Here is a 16610-nt window from a genome sequence, read left to right on the forward strand (position 1 = left end):
TATGTATACATCAGAATGGAATATCGTCAGAATCTATTCGGACTAGATTTTCACTAGGACTAGAAGCTACTTCCAATTGAGCTGATTCTATTTCCAAAATAGCCATTTCTTCTTGCCATGCACTTAGTGATCCTTGGACATTATAAGTTGTTGGTTGGCCACAATGCTCGCAAAATCTTGCATTTCCAGAAGCAATTTTACCACAAGGGATTAACCATTCATCAAAGCCTACTTGTATCCCCGTTAAATTAGTACATTTATTTATTAAACTAATTCCACATATAGAGCAGTATTCAGTACCATTTCTTGTTTGCTCATTGGAGCATTGAGGGCAAATTATTGCCTTGCCATTGATATCTACGTTAATTCCTTGATAAATCATTTTACCATCTCCCCATTTTAATGAATGCCCACATATGGGACAAAATTTGGAATTTTTAGAAACGAAACCATGTCCACAGACATTGCATTTTTTCTTATTAATAAAATCGCTAAATTGACTTAAAATGATTATATCTTGTGGATTTTTATATTTATGGTTGCACCAATTTAAATATCCTTGGAATCTATACTCAGAAGCCTCATCAGATAGTTGGCAAATTAATGAAATATCATTTTTACTTTTAATTTTTAATTTATCTAGTATTGATGGATTAGCTAACAGTTGTGAAGCAAAATTGTTAGCCTCAGCTTCCATCCATTTATATTCATCATCAGATAGACTGCAACGGAAAATTATAGTTTTATTTGTCAATATATGATGATGAAGTAGTATATGGCCAAGTTCGTGAGCTAAAGTCCAGCGTCTTCTTTCGATGCTTTTATAATAGTCAGTTAAATCATTATAAAAAATTAAAAAACGATTTTTGCTTGCTTTATAGATAGTGCAACCTTCATCAGATCCAAAATGATTTATAACCTCACTTGATGTAAGTTTATATTTTTTCATGTGCTTACTATAAGAAACAACTTTGCATTCAGAATGTTTTAAGCAGACTTTTAAAATATTAATAGGATAAGAAGATAGTTTATACTTTATGAATAGGTTATTAACTGTATATTTAATATAGGAATATCTAATCTTCGTCTTCGTCAAAATAATCCTCAAATGAGGCTTCCAATATTCTCATCATTTTTTCTTTATCCTTTAGTGGCATATTGTTTCTAGCTCTTTCTATTCTTCTTAAATCACTAAGGTCTTCCTTCCCAGCGTCCTCTACAGGTGTAATAGATCTAATGTCAACACGGCCCAATATATAATCTACTGATACGTTGAAAAAATCCGCAAATTTTTGCAAGGTGTCATAATCTGGCTGCTTATTCTCAGATTCATAACCAGCAATTGTAGAGCGGTTTATGTGTAGCGTATTGCTAAATTCCTGTTGTGTTAACTTATGTTCATTCCTTAGTTCCTTTAATCTTTTACCGAATACCATTTTAATCACTCTCCTATATTAAAAGTATAACCTTAATGTCCCTATAATAAACATTTGTCCCGATAAGAAAAAAAATTAAAAATACATATTGACATTGTTTCCATACGGGACTATAATCTAAACATAGAATGTTCCTGTTTGGGACAAGAATGGAGGCGAGAATTTGAGAGTGCTACTAAAAAAAAGAAGGAAAGAATTGGCGTTGACACAAAAGGATTTAGCCGAAAAGCTTTTTGTAGCAAGGAATACTTACACCAACATCGAATTAGGCAATAAAAATCCATCCCTTTTATTAGCCTTAAATATAAAGCGGGTATTGGAGTATAACAAGGATGATATTTTTTTAAATGAATATGTCCCAAAATGAAACAAGTCCTTAAATGAAACTTCATAAATTAGTTTAACTAATAACCAATAATAAATAATTTGATAAGTGGATGAAAAAATGAGTAATAATTTACAAGTTCTTAATTAAAAAATACCTATCGGGAAGGCGGAAATTAGATGCCAAGATTAACTCATATAACCAATGAAGGGTTATCACTTATAAACATCAAAACAACATTGTCCATAGTTGAGACAGCGGTGTATGCGGGCATAGCAGAAGATAAAATCAGGCGGTTAGTTCATACTAAAGATTTTCCTTGTTTTAAAAATGGAAACAAATGGTGCGTAAATAGGGAAATGCTCAATGATTGGCTTAAGAAAATAAGTGTGGAACATAGACAAATATAAAGGCTGAGAGGCCTAATTAAAAATTCATTTCTAGCTATAAAAAACCAACACTTCTTAAAATATGTATATTACTTTGCATTAAAAATATACCACCATGTCTAAAAAATAAAATTGAAGTACCTTGCTTCTAAGGATAAAAGATTTATAAAGGAGGAAAATTAATGAATAAATTAACAAAAGTATTTGAAGGTCAAGAGGTAATAATCAAAATGGACAAAGGTAATAAGGTTATAAATTTAGTTCATACTGCTAAATGTTGTGGGTTAGAAAAATCTGAGACCAGAGTTGGTCGCACAACCAAATCAATAAGATGGTCAAGAGTTAGTGAAAAGCTTCAGTTGATAAGCGGGGGTCAAAAATTGGACCCCCAAACTAAAACAGAAATCCAATACATCCTACAAGAAATAGAAAACACCGACGATAGAAATTCAATCTACATGAGTAGTTGGCTATCAAAAAGATTAGCACTTGAATGTCATAGTGAAAAAGCAAATAGATATAAGAATTTCTTAGTTACTATGGATGAAGCTAGAGAAAATGGACAAGTGGTAGTAAACAATGTAGCAGAGCAACAGGCGATATTGCAATTAGCACAAAGTATGCAAGGTATAGGAACGGTGGTACAGGGTATGCAGACCGCAATGATTAACATAGAAGCCTATGTTAAAGATAGTATTCAGTCAAAAGATTTACAGATAGAGCAAACTATGAATTTGGTGGGGCTGAGGGCTATAAACACAAAAAGGATATCGGACAGATTAAAAGAAATTTTAATTTACAAAGAAGGTACTCCAATAAGTGCAAGTAGTCCGAGCTACATCAGAGCTAAGAGACAGATATTTAAACAATTTAGGGTTATGAAGTGGGAAGACATTCCTGTAGGTCAGTATAATGCGGTTCATGCTTTCATAGAAGAACTGTAATGTTGTACAAGCCACAAGCAGAGGGTAAATAAATTCAAGGAGGAAAAACAATGAATGAATTAAACAATGAACTATGTAAAACATGTGGATTGAATCATAAAAAAATATTAGCCAATGGTAAAAATATCGATGAATCAAGAAAAGAATTTTTAATTATAGGGTTAGGTGGTAAACAGAAATATGGAGAGGTAATTAGAGAACTGTCTGAAATTATAAGGAAATACAATTTAGACAGCACCCCAAATACATTCAAAGATTTATTGGATCAACTAAAATATATTACTTTGCATAAGTTCTAAGTTTTAGATTTATCTGACGGAACATAAACATTTTCAAACGATGCACTAAATAGGTCTTCATTACGCTCTAAATGGTATTTATGAAAATGTTGGTTTAAATCTGCAACAGCTCCTATTGCATCTACTAACTGCTTCCACATTGTTTCATCTATTTCAGCATAGCAGTGTGGGCAATTGACAGGTTTATCAATACTTGAATCTCGATAGATTTCGTAAGAGTTACCACAGTTTAAGCATTTAATTTTAGCAAATGTGCTCATATAAATATCACCTCCTTATGGTGATAGGGTTCTACAGATAATAACAAATACCTTTAATAAAAGAAAGGAAGTATAAAAATGAGTAAAGCAGTTAACATCAATGAAATTGCACAAGAATTATTGGGGGTTTTAGTTAAAAACAAAGTGACAATGAATTTTTATGAAGATGTGCTGGAAGCCTTAAAGGAAAAAGTTTATTCCAACACACTTATTCAAAAATTACATTAGTAATGATATGATTTAAGCTTTAAAATTTTCTGTGAATTTAAGACCTTCGTAAGATATTCTTATTTCACCAGTTATGCTTACGTTTAAAGTATCACCGGACCTTCTCATATGCAAGCCGTTAATTAAATCTAGATTGAAACATCTCTCTAAAGCATCTTCAAAATTTGTGTCACCAAGTTTTGATAATACATTTTTATCGTTTGGGTTATCGCGGATTTGAATTAAAATATCATACACTGCGGTTTCAAATTCTTTAGTAGATTTAAACATAAATATCACCTCCTTTCAACAAATTTTACCACAGGGGGATTAATAATACAAAAGGAGGACAAGCAATGAGTAAATTAATACCAATCATTTTGAAAAATCAAAGAATATTAACCACAAAACAGTTATCAGAAGGTTATCAATGTAGCGAAACACAAATAACTCAAAATTTTAATAATCACTTAGATAAATTCATTCTAGATAAACACTATTACCTACTCCAAGGTGAGGAATTAAGGGAGTTTAAACGCAACATAGATAATATCGATGTTGCGCCTAATGTAAACAAATTATACCTTTGGACAGAGCGCGGAGCTAATAGACATTGCAAAATTTTAGATACAGATAAAGCCTGGGACCAATTTGAAAACTTAGAGGAAACTTATTTTAGAGTAAAAGAGATTGTAAAGCCAACCTGTGTAGAAGACATTTTAATTCAATCACTACAAGAAATGAAGGATATGAAGCAACAACTTAATAAAGTTAATCATAATGCCTTAGAAGCAAAAGCAGAATCCGCAGCAGTAAAGCAAGATTTACAAGATATAAGAGAGGTTATTACATTAAGTCCTAATTCATGGAGACCTGATACATCTGCATTAATAAATAAAATGGCATTGGGTGCAGGAGGTTATGACCACATTAGAGTTATAAGGGAAGGAAGTTATAAGTTCTTATGTGAAAGATTTGGAGTTGATATTAAAACAAGACTTACAAATAAGAGAAGAAGGATGGCTGATGAAGGTATTTGTAAATCTAAAAGAGATAAGCTCACAGTACTGGATGTTATAGCAGAAGATAAAAAGCTAGTTGAGGGATATGTAGCAATAGTAAAAGAAATGGCCATTAAATACAAGACTGCATAAGAAAAAAAATAAAATTAAGGAGGCACGAATATGACTTTAAAAAACATTTCAACAAAGGAACTTGTTAATGAACTAAGAAAAAGGAAAGGAGTACAGACGCTCCAAAATAAACTATATCACGGCTACAACGTGGTTATAGTTAAAAAATATAGTCAAGATAGAGAGCCCGTACAGATACCCATCAATGTAACAGTTTTAGTTATTGAGGATAAGGCAAGGGACTGAATTTTGATGAAGCAAAAAACATGGAAGAAAATAAAAATAAAATTAAGGAGGAAAATTGATGAAAGAGGAAGATTCAAAAATAAGCTTTGATAATTATTTAAAATCAATCCTATCAAAAGAAGAAATTAATGCCCTGAAATTAGCATTAAAGGGTGGGAATGATATAGACACTATAGTTATAAAGGGATTAGCTGGTGCAACAGGCAAGTCCACATTAGCTAGGGTACTGCAAAAGAAAGGATACCATGTTATAGAAGGTTATCGAATACACGAGGTTGTACTAAATAAACCTTTAGATAAAATGATACCTATCTTTGAGAATGATGTAGAGTAATTACTTTAAAGTAAAATAATTAGATCTTTTAGAAATATTAAATACCCAGTTTTTATGACTAGTGTTTTTAACTTTAAATCCGGCTTTTAGCATAGCACCTTTAAATGCACCATTATAGAGATAGAAATTTGTTCTAGAAAATTTTTGTTTTAGTCCATAAGATGTGGCATTACATGTAAAAGATTCAATTGGTTTAAAATTATCATCAATCCAATTTAATAGCTCTGATTTCTCATTTTCAGTTAATTTTTCAAATAAATTCGGGTTATCTGGATTTTCGATATCTTGGTTCTCGATATTATATTGCATAAATATCACCCCCTCATATCAAGATTTTACCATAGGGGAATTAATAATACAAAGGAGAGGAATATCATGCAAGAGGAACTTATCCAACAATTTAAAAACGGAAATAGACAAGCTGGGGATGATTACTACAATGCAAATTTAGGCTTAGTTTGTTCAGAGGCAAGAAAATATAAGGAAATGAGTATTGAAGATGAAGAGGTTATTGCAATAGTTAACCAGGCATTTGCCTATTCATTAAAAAATGTAAATTTAGAAAAAGCTAAGTTTTCAACTTACTTTGCATTAGTTGCAAAAGGGATGGTATTAAGACATTTTAAAGACTGCAATAGAGCAATAAGGACCCAAAGAAGAGATGCCACAACCAAAATAGTATACTGCGATAGTTTAGACACAGTAATTTATGCAAGTGAAACAACAGATATTACATTAGGTAGCAATATAAGTTCAGAGGATGATTGCACAGGTGCTTTGGTAGAAGAAGCATTAAACAAACTCAATGAAAAAGATAGACAAGCATTCAAACTTCAACTTTACAATGAGTTTTCACAAGAAAAAATCGCTAGAATACTTGGGACTAGCCAAGTTAGTGTGAGCAGAAGCATTGCAAGGGCGAAAGAAAGACTTAAATTAATTCTGAAAGAGGTGTGCTAAATGACACTTGGAAGAACTAGATGCAAACAATGTGTCCATGCAGATAAAAAAGTGACTAAGGAACCTTGTAACAAATGTAATGAAATCCAACCTAAGTTTAAATTTAAAGAAAATCAATTTCTAGATGCAAGCAAAAATTTAATGCTGGAGGATTAAAAGAAAATGCAACTCGTAGAGGTTGTTCCTTTCAAGAATGTTAAAGAAAGATTTAAGTTAGTAGAAAAGTATAGATTAATTCCCAATTGTGAAGCTGAGGTATTTAGAGACTATCTGTATGTAGAAGTATTCGACTTTGATATAAGAAAAAAGCGAAAGGGAAAGGGAAGGAGAAAACATGCTAAGAAAAAAACTAGAGAATAGAGTTGGACATCTTAGTAATACAGAGTTTGCAATCATATGTGGAATAGTAACAGATGATTTAATGTTTAACAGAGTTAATTTTAAAAAGCACACAAGCTTAAATTATGTAACAGATATAGCAGTTAGATGTGTAGATGTATTCAGAAAATCTGTATAAAAAAGAGTCCTTTGGAGAGGACCCTAAAGTAAAAAACTATTAAGCCCATTATAACAAAAGGAAGTGAAATTGTATAGATGGAGGAGAAATATAGGCAGGCACTTGAGGAAGTACTAATAAATTTAAGATCTATAGAAAGTCCCAATTTGGGTGATAGTTACATTAATGATTCAATTCAAATAATACAAATGTATTAAAGGAGGAGATTAAATGAAAGAATTAAAATTAATAAATACACTTTCTGCCGAAAGGGTACTAGAAAGCAAATACTCAACACAACTAATAATTACAGACCAAATGCTAAACAAAGGCCCTACAATAAAATCTATAAAAGAGGATCTAACTAAACAAGCTGATGTGTTGTTATCACAACAAAATATGGAGAAAGCTAACATTGAACTTATTAAAAGTAAGGTTGAACTTGCCAATGCTCAGTACGGAGTTACTCTATTAAATAATCTGTATTTGGGATTGTTGAAAGATGGTAAAGACGTTGATAGCTTAATTAAAATGATTAATGAAAATGCTGAAAATACTAAAATCAAAGCTGAAGAAGCAGAAGCTGAGATATTAGCAATAGAAGCAAGGAAAGTAGAAAGATTAGCTAAGATGGAAACTGATAGAGTTGCACAAAAAGAGGCAGACCAAGTTAATCACGAGAGACAAATTGCGTTAGCTGAGAGAAGAGCTGCTGATGTAGCAAAATGGAAAGCCGAGAAAGAAGAGTCTGAAAGGGCTGCGGTTATTAGAGAAAAGCAAAAGGAAGAAACAAAAACTGAGAGTTTATTAAAAACAGGTAAAAGTCCATTCTCAGAACCTCAGAAAGTAGCAGAGGTAATGGCTACCGAAACTTATAAAGTTACTGGAACAGAAGCACAACTAGACGCTCTTGAAGAATATTTAAATGCCAATGGTTTTGATTGGATCTAAGGAGGTTGATATAGATGGATGAAAAGATAGCCCTGGTTAAGTTTAATAACAATTCAGCAACTGAATACATGGAATACTCTTACATGACTGATATAGAGGATTTAAAGAAAGATGATGTGGTTGTAGTACCAACTAACAATTCATATTCAATAGCTCATTTTTCTAGGTACTCAGATAACAAACAACATGTAAAAAATGCTACTAAATGTATTGTTCAGAAAGTTGATATTGAAGGATTTGAAAACAGAATGTTTTTAGGAGGTTTTGATTAGATGAAAGAAAATTTAAAACTAGTTCAAGACATTATGCTTAAAGCTATAAAGATTACAACTACGCAAAATCAAGATGTATCTTTTGAGTTCTTTCCGCTATTAGGGGTTCTAGCAATCGCAATTCATTTTCAAGGTGAGTGTAGTAGGGGCTTAACTAAGTCATGGAGTGTAAATGTAAAAGAACCTGGGTGCCTAGATGAAGTCTTACAGGATTTAATAGCCATAGAGGAAACAAAAGACACAAGTAATGTGCAAGATGACTTTTTAGGAGGGGCTGATTAAATGGGTAAGTTAAAGAAAATAGCTTATCAGATAGAAAGTGGTGAGGTTATATACGTACACCAAAGAGTTATTAAAGGCATAACTAAGAGTGCATATATCACAAAGCAATATGTAGAAGAACATCCTAGAAGATTAATAATTGAGTATAGAAGTAAAAAGTTTAATTCGCATGGTTCAATGGAAATTATTGATTTAGGTCCAGATAAATCTAAAAAGAATATTAAGGAGGAAAATTAATTATGAAAATAACAGCAGAATTTAATTCAAACGAGGAGCTTTTAAGCTTCATTGGTGCCTTTGGTACTAAGAGCTTCATACCAAGTCAAGGAGTTGCTAACATAACTAATGTGGTTACACCTGTGGTAGAAACTAAGAAAGTAGTTAAGAATGAGGATGTTAAAAAAGAGGACAAACCTGTAACAGAAATTAAAGCTCCAAAGGAAGAAAACAAGGAAGAGACTAAAGTTACTAAGGAAATGGTAAGGGAGAGACTTGGAGCAATAATGAAAGCCGGTAAGCAGGCAGAAGTTAAAGCACTTGTAGCACTACATGGTGCCAGTAAGTTACCTGATTTAAAAGAAGAGGAATATGCAGCAGTATATGAGGAAGCAGAGGCATTATTATAATGGCACAGCATGCAATATTAAGTGCAAGTGGTGCTAAAAAATGGTTGACTTGCCCACCCAGTGCAAGATTGGAACAACAATTTGAAAATAAAACGTCTGAAGCTGCAGAAGAAGGAACTCTAGCCCATGAGTTAGGTGAGTTAACGCTTCGAAAAGAATTAAAATTTATAAGTACCAGGAAGTTTAATTCTGAGTTTAAGAAAATAGAAGTGAATGAACTCTTCAGTGTAGACATGCCTGACTATGTAGATATTTATGTATCTACCTGCATGGAGAAGGTTTCTGAAGCAAGAGTAAAAACCTCAGATGCAGTTATTAATTTAGAACAGAGACTTAATTACAGTAGATGGGTACCGGAAGGCTTTGGTACTGGGGATATGGTTATTATTGCGGATGGAACAATTGAAATTATTGACCTTAAATATGGTAAAGGTGTTCCAGTAAGTGCAATAAATAATAACCAAATGCGACTTTATGCTCTTGGAGCAATAGCAGAGTTTGAATTTCTATATGATATAGAAAATGTAAAAATGACTATTATTCAACCTCGACTAGACAGTATTAGTACAGATGAATTAAAAGCAGAAGACCTATTGAAGTGGGCGGAGGATATACTAAAGCCTACCGCAGACCTGGCATTCAGAGGTGAAGGTGAATTCTGTCCAGGAGAACATTGTAGCTCTGGATTCTGTAGAGCTAATGCGGTGTGTAAAGCAAGAGCTGATAAAAACATGGAACTTGCTAAGTATGAATTTAGTGATGCCCCAACATTAAGTGGAGATGAAATTGCAGATATTATAGGTAAATGTGATGAACTCGCTAAGTGGGCAAAAGATATACAAGAGTATGCATTAGAGCAAGCAGTTGCGGGCATTGATTACCCTGGCTGGAAACTAGTTGAGGGTAGAAGTAATAGAAAGTATACAGATGTTGATGCTATATCAGACATTCTGATGGATGAATTCACACAAGATAAAGTATATAAACCTGCTGAAATACTTGGTATATCTGCTATGGAAAAATCAATTGGTAAGAAGAGGCTTGATGAGCTAATTGGTGATTATATAGAAAAGCCAATTGGAAAACCGGTTTTGGTCGTTGAGTCGGATAAAAGAGAAGTCTTCAATAAAGTAACAACAGATTTCGGACCAGTACCAACTTCACTAGAAAAAACAGTAAAAATATCTAGCAATAGAGCGCAAGATTTTAGTTGTGCAGATACTGAGTTTAAATAGGGGGAGGCTAACATGGCTAAAAAGATATATGACACAGAAAAAGTATTATATCTTTATGAAAAGTATGGAACTCTTACCGCGGTACACATGAGATTAGGGTATGCTCCTAGATCAATAAAAAAGATACTTTTAGAAAATGGAGTAGAACTTAAAAGATATGTACCTGAGAGATGGGATATTAAACAAAGTTTTAAGAAAATAATTTAAATTAAAAGGAGATTAATAATTATGCCCGAGGTTTGGAAAGACATAAAGGGCTATGAAGGACTGTATCAGATTAGTAATACAGGCAAAGTAAAGAGTCTTAATAGATTAGATAATGTTGGTAGCCATCATCAAGAACGAATATTAAAACCCTGCTTAAGCAACAAAGGATATCTATTTGTAGGGATATACAGAAATTGCAAAAGAAAGCCAGTGTATATTCATAAATTAGTAGCTCAATATTTTACAGACAATTCTTATAGCAAGGTTCAAGTTAATCATTTGGATGGCAATAAGCAAAATAATTTACTGAATAATTTAGAGTGGTGTTCACCAAGTGAAAATATAAGACATGCTCATAAAAATGGATTATCTAACCCTGTTAGGGGCGAGCAAGTTGGTACTTCAAAATTAACTAAAGAAGAAGCTGCTGAAATTAAGGCTATGAAGAATAAAGGAATTAGCCAAAAATCTATAGGTGGATTATTCAATATAAGTCAGCAAGAAGTATGTAAAATACACAACAACAAATGTTGGGTAAATATATAAAAAATAATTTAAATATAAAGGAGATTAATAATATGAAAGTAACAGCAAAAAGAACAGGAACTAAGGTAACGACTGGAAAGGTACGTCTGTCATATGCTCACCTATTCGAGGCACACGCAATAGATGGAAATGAACCTAAATTCTCAGTATCAGTAATAATTCCAAAGAGTGATAAAGTAACGCTTCAAGCAATTAAAGAAGCAGTAGATGAAGCTAAGGAGTTAGGGAAAAGTAAGCTAGTTGCAAAAAAAGGTGGACAAATTCCTGCTAATTTAAAAACTCCTTTAAGAGATGGAGATGAGGAGAGACCAGATGATGATGCTTATACAAACTGCTATTTCTTAAATGCTAGTAGTAAAAATAAGCCAGGTGTAGTTGACCAAGATGTACAACCAGTATTAGATGCTACAGAAGTATATAGCGGTTGCTATGGCAGATTAACAATTAATTTCTATGCATTCTCAGCTTCAGGTAACAAAGGAATAGCAGCTGGTCTTGGTAATGTCCAAAAGTTAGCAGAAGGAGAACCTCTTGGTGGATTTACAAGTGCAGCAAGTGATTTTGACTCAGTAGAATCTGAAAAGGATGATTTCTTAGGATAATAAATAGGGAGTGAATTTAAATGGCTGATGTCTTATGTATAGACGTTGAGACATATAGCAGTGTAGATATTGCAACCTCAGGGGCTTACAAATATTGTGAAGCCCCTGATTTTGAAATAATGCTGTTTGCTTATGCTTTCAATGATGAAGAAGTAAAAATAATAGATTTTAATGAAGGTGAAATATTACCACAGAGAGTAATAGATGCTCTGTATAATCCAAATATAATTAAATCTGCTTTTAATGCAAACTTTGAAAGAAATGCTATAAAAAACTTTTTAGGCACACCAACACCACCAGAGATGTGGCAATGTACGATGGTAAAAGCTTTAACTATGGGTTTACCCGGCTCTTTGGGTATGGTGGGTACCGCAATGCATCTACCTGAGGATAAGCAGAAGATGAAAGAGGGTAAAGCCTTAATACAATATTTCTGTAAACCATGCAAGTCAACTAAAACTAATGGTGGAAGAACTAGGAACTTACCTGAACATGATATGGAAAAGTGGGAAATATTTAAATCATATTGTATGCAGGATGTTGTGGCTGAGAGAGATATAAAAAATAAATTAAGTATATATCTAAGCACAGATAAAGAACAAAGGCTTTGGGAGCTAGACCAACACATAAATGATAGAGGCGTAGGAACTGACCTAGTACTCATAGAAAAAGCCATTGAGTGTGATGCTACTTATTCTGAAAGACTTAAGAATGAAGCTAGAGAAATAACAGGTTTAGCAAATCCTAATAGTGCAGCCCAATTAAAAAAATGGATAGGTGATAAATTAGGACATGAAGTATCAAGCCTTACAAAAGAAAGTGTAGCAGAACTTTTAGAGGTAATTATAGATGCTGATGTAGTAAGGATTTTAGAATTAAGGCAACTTATGGCCAAGACTTCTATTAAAAAATATCAGACAATGCAAAATTCAAGATGTGAAATAGATGGCAGAGTAAGAGGACTATTACAGTTTTATGGAGCTAATAGAACCGGCAGATGGGCTGGGAGATTGGTACAAGTACAAAACCTGCCACAGAACCATTTACCTGATTTAGATGATGCTAGAAATTTAGTAAGAACAGGTCAATTTGATGAAATAGAATTTCTATATGATAGCATTCCAGATACACTTTCACAACTTATAAGAACTGCTTTTATACCTAGAGAGGGTAATAGATTCATGATAGCGGATTTTAGTGCTATAGAGGCAAGAGTAATTGCATGGCTCGCGGGTGAAAAATGGAGACTTGATGTTTTCAATACTCATGGAAAAATATATGAGGCCTCAGCATCTCAGATGTTTCATGTACCTATTGAATCAGTTAAAAAAGGCAGTGAGTTAAGGCAAAAGGGTAAGATAGCAGAACTTGCACTTGGATATGGTGGTAGTGTTGGGGCTCTATCCTCTATGGATAAAAATAAAAGTATTCCTGAAGATGAACTTACGGGCCTTGTTAAAAGTTGGAGAAATGCAAATGTTAATATTACAAAGTTTTGGTGGGATTGCGATAAGGGTGCTAAAAAAGCTATTACTGAAAGAACAACAGTATGTATGCAGTTTGGACTTAAATTTATATGTGCACCAGGAGTTCTATTCATACAACTACCTAGTGGTCGTAAATTAAGTTATGTAAGACCAAAGATAGAGGATGGTAAGTTTGGTAAACCGGTTGTTACTTATGAAGGAATGGAACAGACAACGAAGCAATGGACCACATTAGAAACCTACGGACCTAAGATTGTTGAGAATATTGTACAAGCTACGGCAAGGGATTGTTTAGCAGAGGCAATGTTTAAGGTACAAAAGGCTGGGTATGACATTGTGATGCATGTTCATGATGAAATAATAATGGATGTTCCTAAAGGCTTTGGAAGCATGGATGCAGTTAATAATATCTTCGGTGAACCAATAGCATGGGCCCCTGGTCTTCCATTAAAAGCCGATGGATATGAGTGTAACTATTACATGAAAGATTAGCTAAACGAAAGGAGATAAGCAATGTTTGGAATTTATAACACTATGAAACATGAGTTTCAATTTGGTATATGCGAATCTTCAAAAGCTAGAGCAATGAAGAGGTTATTTGAGAAAATAGGCAAAGGAGCTTATAAGTGGAGGTTTATATCTAAACTGTTACCTTAAAAGAGCAACGGAATATGAAAATATGCCGACCTAAGAAAGGATGGAAAATATGGAAAGAATAAAAGGTTCTATTGGTGCTGATGGAATAGAAATATATTTTAAAATGTTAAATATGGCACTAGATAAAAATGATTTATGTAATGGATATGGAGTTTCTTTTGAGTACGACATTAGAAAAGATAATACAAAATTAATTGTGCAAAAATTTGCTCATGGTATTCCTGTAGATATATTGTATAACAAAGCTTATTGTGAGGGAGAATCAGTTATTACAGAAGGAACTTTTGAGAAAGAATTTGAAAAGCATAAGCAAAAATTTGTTGTTTAGTTTGATTAAAATCGGAACTTACTATTGAAATGAAAAACAGGAACAATGATCTTTGAAAACTTAATAATGCGGTATGAAAAATAGATTGTCCTAATATGCAAAATATAGTATTATTAGGGTATATTATGTTATTAAGGGAGATGTTATTTTTAATGAAAGATGAAATTAAAAATATTTGTAAAAAAATATTACCAGATCTGCATTATACAAATTTGAAGGTTGATAAAGAAATTTTAAAAGACTTAATTAAATCAGGATATAGTTTGTATGAAATAGAACAAAGTGTTAGAGATAAATTCATTGAATTAATTGATGATACTGAATTGGAGCATAAAGAAAGAGATGCTGATAATAAAAAAAATTTAGATAATGAATATAAAAGGTTAGATAAAATTTTATATTGTTCAATTGGACAACCCATTAAGTTGGGCATTAATGAAGATATGGTAGGTAGCTATGAATACAACTATATCCTCAAAGATTATAGAATTAACGGCATATATAATAGTATTACATTAGAACTAGAAAGGAAAGGTGATGATTATAAAATAAGTTTTATTGAAATACAAGATATCGATTGGAATGGAACTAAAGTATGGCTTAAATCAAAGGATACAAATTGGAGATTTTATCATAAAGTTGATGTTGATAATACTAAGTTATCTTCATTAGGAGAAAACTTTAAATCTAAGAAAATTGAACTTCAAGAAGATATCCAAATATATATGCAGTATAAAGATGTTAATAATTTACTTTATCATGTAGAAAAACAAAAATATGAAAATAGATATTTTGAAATGGATATTACCCAAAAAGAAATAACAGATAAGTTAGATAATAAAATGATTCTATTAAATATATTAGACAAAGAAAGTAGTAATAAAAGACAGGGTACAATATATGCTTATTCAGATAGTGGACGGCAAGGAATATTCCACTACGAATTAAGGGAAGAAGAACTTTATATATTTGATATGCTTCCTGATAAAAAATCTCAAGGAGTCGGGAGTAAAGTTTTAGAGCTCATGGAGGAAACAGCACTAAGATATAATATTAAAGAATTGTCCGGAATGTTGTCTACTGTAGATTTTGATCACAAAGAAAGACTTTTATATTTTTACAAGAAAAACGGATTTATAGTTAACGATTCAGAATCTGGAATTAGAAAAAAATTGAATTGATTTATCTATAAATTATAAATACATTTTTCTAATTTAATCATACAATTTAAAGAACTAAATAATTTATTGAAACACCGCATTATTCAGAAAATGAATTTTGGGGTGTTTTTTGCTTCAAAATACAAAAATAACTCGTATAAAAAAATAAATTTATGAGGAGATTGTAAAATGGATAAAATTAGAGATATATCAATAATGGAAGCAGTAATTCATGTACTTGATAAGAATGCGGATGAACCAGTATTAAATAAATATATGATGGATTTAAATGAGGAATCTTACAAATTTATTTTAAGTCATATTGAAAGAGTCCTCAAAGATGAAAACTTAAAATATGCCTCTTTTAAAGCTAAAAATACAATAGTTAAAGAAGTAGGTCAGGACTATTTAAACGGAAGAATAGATTTGAATATAGCTTCAAAGGAAATTGTAAAGGGCTTGTTTGAAATAATGAAAGATAATGAGAGTATATCCTCCTGTGACCTTTTAGTTATATCTTTCAGTACTGAATATGGTCCAATGCTAGGAATATTAAAGATGGATTATGTTAAGCAATATACCCACAAAATTGATATTGTTGATAGCAATGTTGGAATAGGATTAATACCTATAACAACAGGATTATCTGCAAGTAAGAAAGTTCAAAAGGCTGCATTCATTAGACCAATAAGAGATGACCAGGAGTATGGCTTACTTGTATTTGATAAGAAACCAGTTACAGATACTGATGGAGTTAATTACTTCCTAGACAACTTCCTTGGTTGCTCCTTAATAGAAAATGATAGAGATGCAACTAGACATTTTATGAATAGGATTGAATTATGGACAAGGAGTAATTGCAAAGATGAAGCAGTTAAAGCAGAGAGAATAAGAACTTCTGTTAAAAGAATTCTTAGGAATAATGAAGATATAAATATTTATGATATTGCGGAACAATTAATTTTACCTTATGAGCCAGAAGTTAAAAAAGACTTCATAGCATATTTTCAAGAATGTAATTTAGAAAAATTCCAAGTAGATAAAGAATATTTAGAGAAGAAGCTAAGTAATTTAAAAATTAAAGTAAGTAGTGATATTGAATTAAGTATCACAGCAGATGCCTACAATGATATTAATAATTTTGAAATTAAGGACAACGGTGATGGATCCATTACTATGATGATTAAGCATATAGAAAATTATGTTGAAAAGTAGTACTAAGGAGGTT

Annotated in this window: 31 protein-coding genes; 26 read left to right on the forward strand and 5 right to left on the reverse strand. The window is 32.1% G+C overall.

Annotation, left to right across the window (positions count from 1 at the left end; genetic code table 11):
• Positions 1–10: 10 nt before the first annotated feature.
• Positions 11–949, reverse strand: coding sequence for an ImmA/IrrE family metallo-endopeptidase (locus G9F70_RS01820; RefSeq protein ID WP_224617376.1), 939 nt, complete (start codon positions 947–949; stop codon positions 11–13).
• A gap of 127 nt (positions 950–1076) precedes the next feature.
• Positions 1077–1436 (reverse strand): helix-turn-helix domain-containing protein, encoded by a 360-nt coding sequence (locus tag G9F70_RS01825; protein WP_164945805.1) that lies wholly within the window; start codon positions 1434–1436, stop codon positions 1077–1079.
• Between the two features lie 169 nt (positions 1437–1605).
• Between G9F70_RS01825 and G9F70_RS27420 the strand changes: the two genes are divergently transcribed.
• The 4 genes from G9F70_RS27420 (at position 1606) to G9F70_RS01845 (ending at position 3393) form a co-directional block, all read left to right on the forward strand.
• Positions 1606–1803, forward strand: a complete 198-nt coding sequence (locus tag G9F70_RS27420) for a helix-turn-helix transcriptional regulator (protein ID WP_224617777.1) — start codon at positions 1606–1608, stop codon at positions 1801–1803.
• Positions 1804–1940: 137 nt separating this feature from the next.
• A complete protein-coding gene (locus G9F70_RS01835) occupies positions 1941–2171 on the forward strand; it encodes a helix-turn-helix domain-containing protein (protein ID WP_164945807.1) in 231 nt (76 codons plus the stop codon).
• A 161-nt stretch (positions 2172–2332) separates the two neighbouring features.
• Positions 2333–3094: a hypothetical protein gene (locus tag G9F70_RS01840; RefSeq protein ID WP_164945808.1), complete on the forward strand. Its 762-nt coding sequence runs from the start codon at positions 2333–2335 to the stop codon at positions 3092–3094.
• A 50-nt stretch (positions 3095–3144) separates the two neighbouring features.
• Positions 3145–3393, forward strand: a complete 249-nt coding sequence (locus tag G9F70_RS01845; RefSeq protein ID WP_164946043.1) for a hypothetical protein — start codon at positions 3145–3147, stop codon at positions 3391–3393.
• On the opposite strand, the gene G9F70_RS01850 is transcribed toward G9F70_RS01845, so the two are convergent.
• Positions 3390–3653, reverse strand: coding sequence for a hypothetical protein (locus tag G9F70_RS01850; RefSeq protein ID WP_164946044.1), 264 nt, complete (start codon positions 3651–3653; stop codon positions 3390–3392). The genes G9F70_RS01845 and G9F70_RS01850 overlap by 4 nt on opposite strands.
• Positions 3654–3731: 78 nt before the next feature.
• Here G9F70_RS01850 and G9F70_RS01855 point away from each other — a divergent pair, with 78 nt between their 5' ends.
• On the forward strand, positions 3732–3881 hold the full coding sequence (locus G9F70_RS01855) for a hypothetical protein (RefSeq protein ID WP_164946045.1): 150 nt from the start codon (positions 3732–3734) through the stop codon (positions 3879–3881).
• Between the two features lie 12 nt (positions 3882–3893).
• Here the strand turns inward: G9F70_RS01855 and G9F70_RS01860 are convergent, their stop codons facing one another.
• On the reverse strand, positions 3894–4151 hold the full coding sequence (locus G9F70_RS01860) for a hypothetical protein (protein ID WP_164945812.1): 258 nt from the start codon (positions 4149–4151) through the stop codon (positions 3894–3896).
• A 65-nt stretch (positions 4152–4216) separates the two neighbouring features.
• On the opposite strand from G9F70_RS01860, the gene G9F70_RS01865 reads away from it, so the two are divergent.
• From G9F70_RS01865 to G9F70_RS01875, 3 genes are read left to right on the forward strand one after another with little or no spacing between them, the layout of a single operon-like run.
• Positions 4217–5014, forward strand: coding sequence for an ORF6N domain-containing protein (locus G9F70_RS01865; RefSeq protein WP_164945813.1), 798 nt, complete (start codon positions 4217–4219; stop codon positions 5012–5014).
• Between the two features lie 30 nt (positions 5015–5044).
• The gene (locus G9F70_RS01870; protein ID WP_164945814.1) at positions 5045–5239 is read left to right on the forward strand and encodes a BC1881 family protein; all 195 of its coding nucleotides are present in this window, start codon (positions 5045–5047) and stop codon (positions 5237–5239) included.
• Between the two features lie 58 nt (positions 5240–5297).
• Positions 5298–5573, forward strand: a complete 276-nt coding sequence (locus G9F70_RS01875) for a hypothetical protein (RefSeq protein ID WP_164945815.1) — start codon at positions 5298–5300, stop codon at positions 5571–5573.
• On the opposite strand, the gene G9F70_RS01880 is transcribed toward G9F70_RS01875, so the two are convergent.
• The gene (locus G9F70_RS01880; protein WP_164945816.1) at positions 5574–5882 is read right to left on the reverse strand and encodes a hypothetical protein; all 309 of its coding nucleotides are present in this window, start codon (positions 5880–5882) and stop codon (positions 5574–5576) included. It lies immediately after the preceding gene.
• Positions 5883–5948: 66 nt separating this feature from the next.
• Between G9F70_RS01880 and G9F70_RS01885 the strand changes: the two genes are divergently transcribed.
• The 18 genes from G9F70_RS01885 (at position 5949) to G9F70_RS01970 (ending at position 16597) form a co-directional block, all read left to right on the forward strand.
• On the forward strand, positions 5949–6533 hold the full coding sequence (locus G9F70_RS01885; protein WP_164945817.1) for a sigma-70 family RNA polymerase sigma factor: 585 nt from the start codon (positions 5949–5951) through the stop codon (positions 6531–6533).
• A complete protein-coding gene (locus tag G9F70_RS01890; RefSeq protein ID WP_164945818.1) occupies positions 6534–6689 on the forward strand; it encodes a hypothetical protein in 156 nt (51 codons plus the stop codon).
• Positions 6690–6695: 6 nt separating this feature from the next.
• On the forward strand, positions 6696–6893 hold the full coding sequence (locus tag G9F70_RS01895; RefSeq protein ID WP_164945819.1) for a hypothetical protein: 198 nt from the start codon (positions 6696–6698) through the stop codon (positions 6891–6893).
• Positions 6868–7050 (forward strand): hypothetical protein, encoded by a 183-nt coding sequence (locus G9F70_RS01900; protein ID WP_164945820.1) that lies wholly within the window; start codon positions 6868–6870, stop codon positions 7048–7050. The genes G9F70_RS01895 and G9F70_RS01900 overlap by 26 nt, the downstream gene beginning before the upstream one ends.
• Positions 7051–7260: 210 nt before the next feature.
• The gene (locus G9F70_RS01905; RefSeq protein WP_164945821.1) at positions 7261–7980 is read left to right on the forward strand and encodes a hypothetical protein; all 720 of its coding nucleotides are present in this window, start codon (positions 7261–7263) and stop codon (positions 7978–7980) included.
• A 14-nt stretch (positions 7981–7994) separates the two neighbouring features.
• Positions 7995–8252 (forward strand): hypothetical protein, encoded by a 258-nt coding sequence (locus G9F70_RS01910; protein WP_164945822.1) that lies wholly within the window; start codon positions 7995–7997, stop codon positions 8250–8252.
• Positions 8253–8534, forward strand: coding sequence for a hypothetical protein (locus G9F70_RS01915; RefSeq protein WP_164945823.1), 282 nt, complete (start codon positions 8253–8255; stop codon positions 8532–8534). It abuts the gene before it with no gap.
• Positions 8535–8771: a hypothetical protein gene (locus G9F70_RS01920; RefSeq protein ID WP_164945824.1), complete on the forward strand. Its 237-nt coding sequence runs from the start codon at positions 8535–8537 to the stop codon at positions 8769–8771.
• Positions 8772–8773: 2 nt separating this feature from the next.
• On the forward strand, positions 8774–9160 hold the full coding sequence (locus G9F70_RS01925) for a hypothetical protein (protein ID WP_164945825.1): 387 nt from the start codon (positions 8774–8776) through the stop codon (positions 9158–9160).
• Positions 9160–10395: a DUF2800 domain-containing protein gene (locus G9F70_RS01930; RefSeq protein ID WP_164945826.1), complete on the forward strand. Its 1236-nt coding sequence runs from the start codon at positions 9160–9162 to the stop codon at positions 10393–10395. The genes G9F70_RS01925 and G9F70_RS01930 overlap by 1 nt, the downstream gene beginning before the upstream one ends.
• A gap of 12 nt (positions 10396–10407) precedes the next feature.
• On the forward strand, positions 10408–10602 hold the full coding sequence (locus G9F70_RS01935; RefSeq protein WP_164945827.1) for a hypothetical protein: 195 nt from the start codon (positions 10408–10410) through the stop codon (positions 10600–10602).
• Positions 10603–10623: 21 nt separating this feature from the next.
• Positions 10624–11148 carry an NUMOD4 domain-containing protein gene (locus G9F70_RS01940; RefSeq protein WP_164945828.1) on the forward strand — a complete coding sequence of 175 codons (525 nt, stop codon included), beginning with the start codon at positions 10624–10626 and terminating at the stop codon, positions 11146–11148.
• A 32-nt stretch (positions 11149–11180) separates the two neighbouring features.
• Entirely contained in the window at positions 11181–11750 is a 570-nt protein-coding gene (locus G9F70_RS01945) for a DUF2815 family protein (protein WP_202882635.1), read from the forward strand.
• 20 nt (positions 11751–11770) lie between these two features.
• The gene (locus G9F70_RS01950) at positions 11771–13729 is read left to right on the forward strand and encodes a DNA polymerase (RefSeq protein ID WP_164945829.1); all 1959 of its coding nucleotides are present in this window, start codon (positions 11771–11773) and stop codon (positions 13727–13729) included.
• A 21-nt stretch (positions 13730–13750) separates the two neighbouring features.
• The gene (locus G9F70_RS01955) at positions 13751–13894 is read left to right on the forward strand and encodes a hypothetical protein (protein WP_164945830.1); all 144 of its coding nucleotides are present in this window, start codon (positions 13751–13753) and stop codon (positions 13892–13894) included.
• Positions 13895–13943: 49 nt separating this feature from the next.
• Positions 13944–14222: a hypothetical protein gene (locus tag G9F70_RS01960; protein ID WP_164945831.1), complete on the forward strand. Its 279-nt coding sequence runs from the start codon at positions 13944–13946 to the stop codon at positions 14220–14222.
• A gap of 152 nt (positions 14223–14374) precedes the next feature.
• Positions 14375–15403 carry a GNAT family N-acetyltransferase gene (locus G9F70_RS01965; protein ID WP_164945832.1) on the forward strand — a complete coding sequence of 343 codons (1029 nt, stop codon included), beginning with the start codon at positions 14375–14377 and terminating at the stop codon, positions 15401–15403.
• Between the two features lie 168 nt (positions 15404–15571).
• A complete protein-coding gene (locus G9F70_RS01970) occupies positions 15572–16597 on the forward strand; it encodes a nucleoid-associated protein (RefSeq protein ID WP_164945833.1) in 1026 nt (341 codons plus the stop codon).
• Positions 16598–16610: the final 13 nt, after the last annotated feature.

The organism is Clostridium sp. FP1 (assembly GCF_011065975.2).
In the GTDB taxonomy this organism is placed as follows: domain Bacteria; phylum Bacillota; class Clostridia; order Clostridiales; family Clostridiaceae; genus Clostridium_AD; species Clostridium_AD tagluense.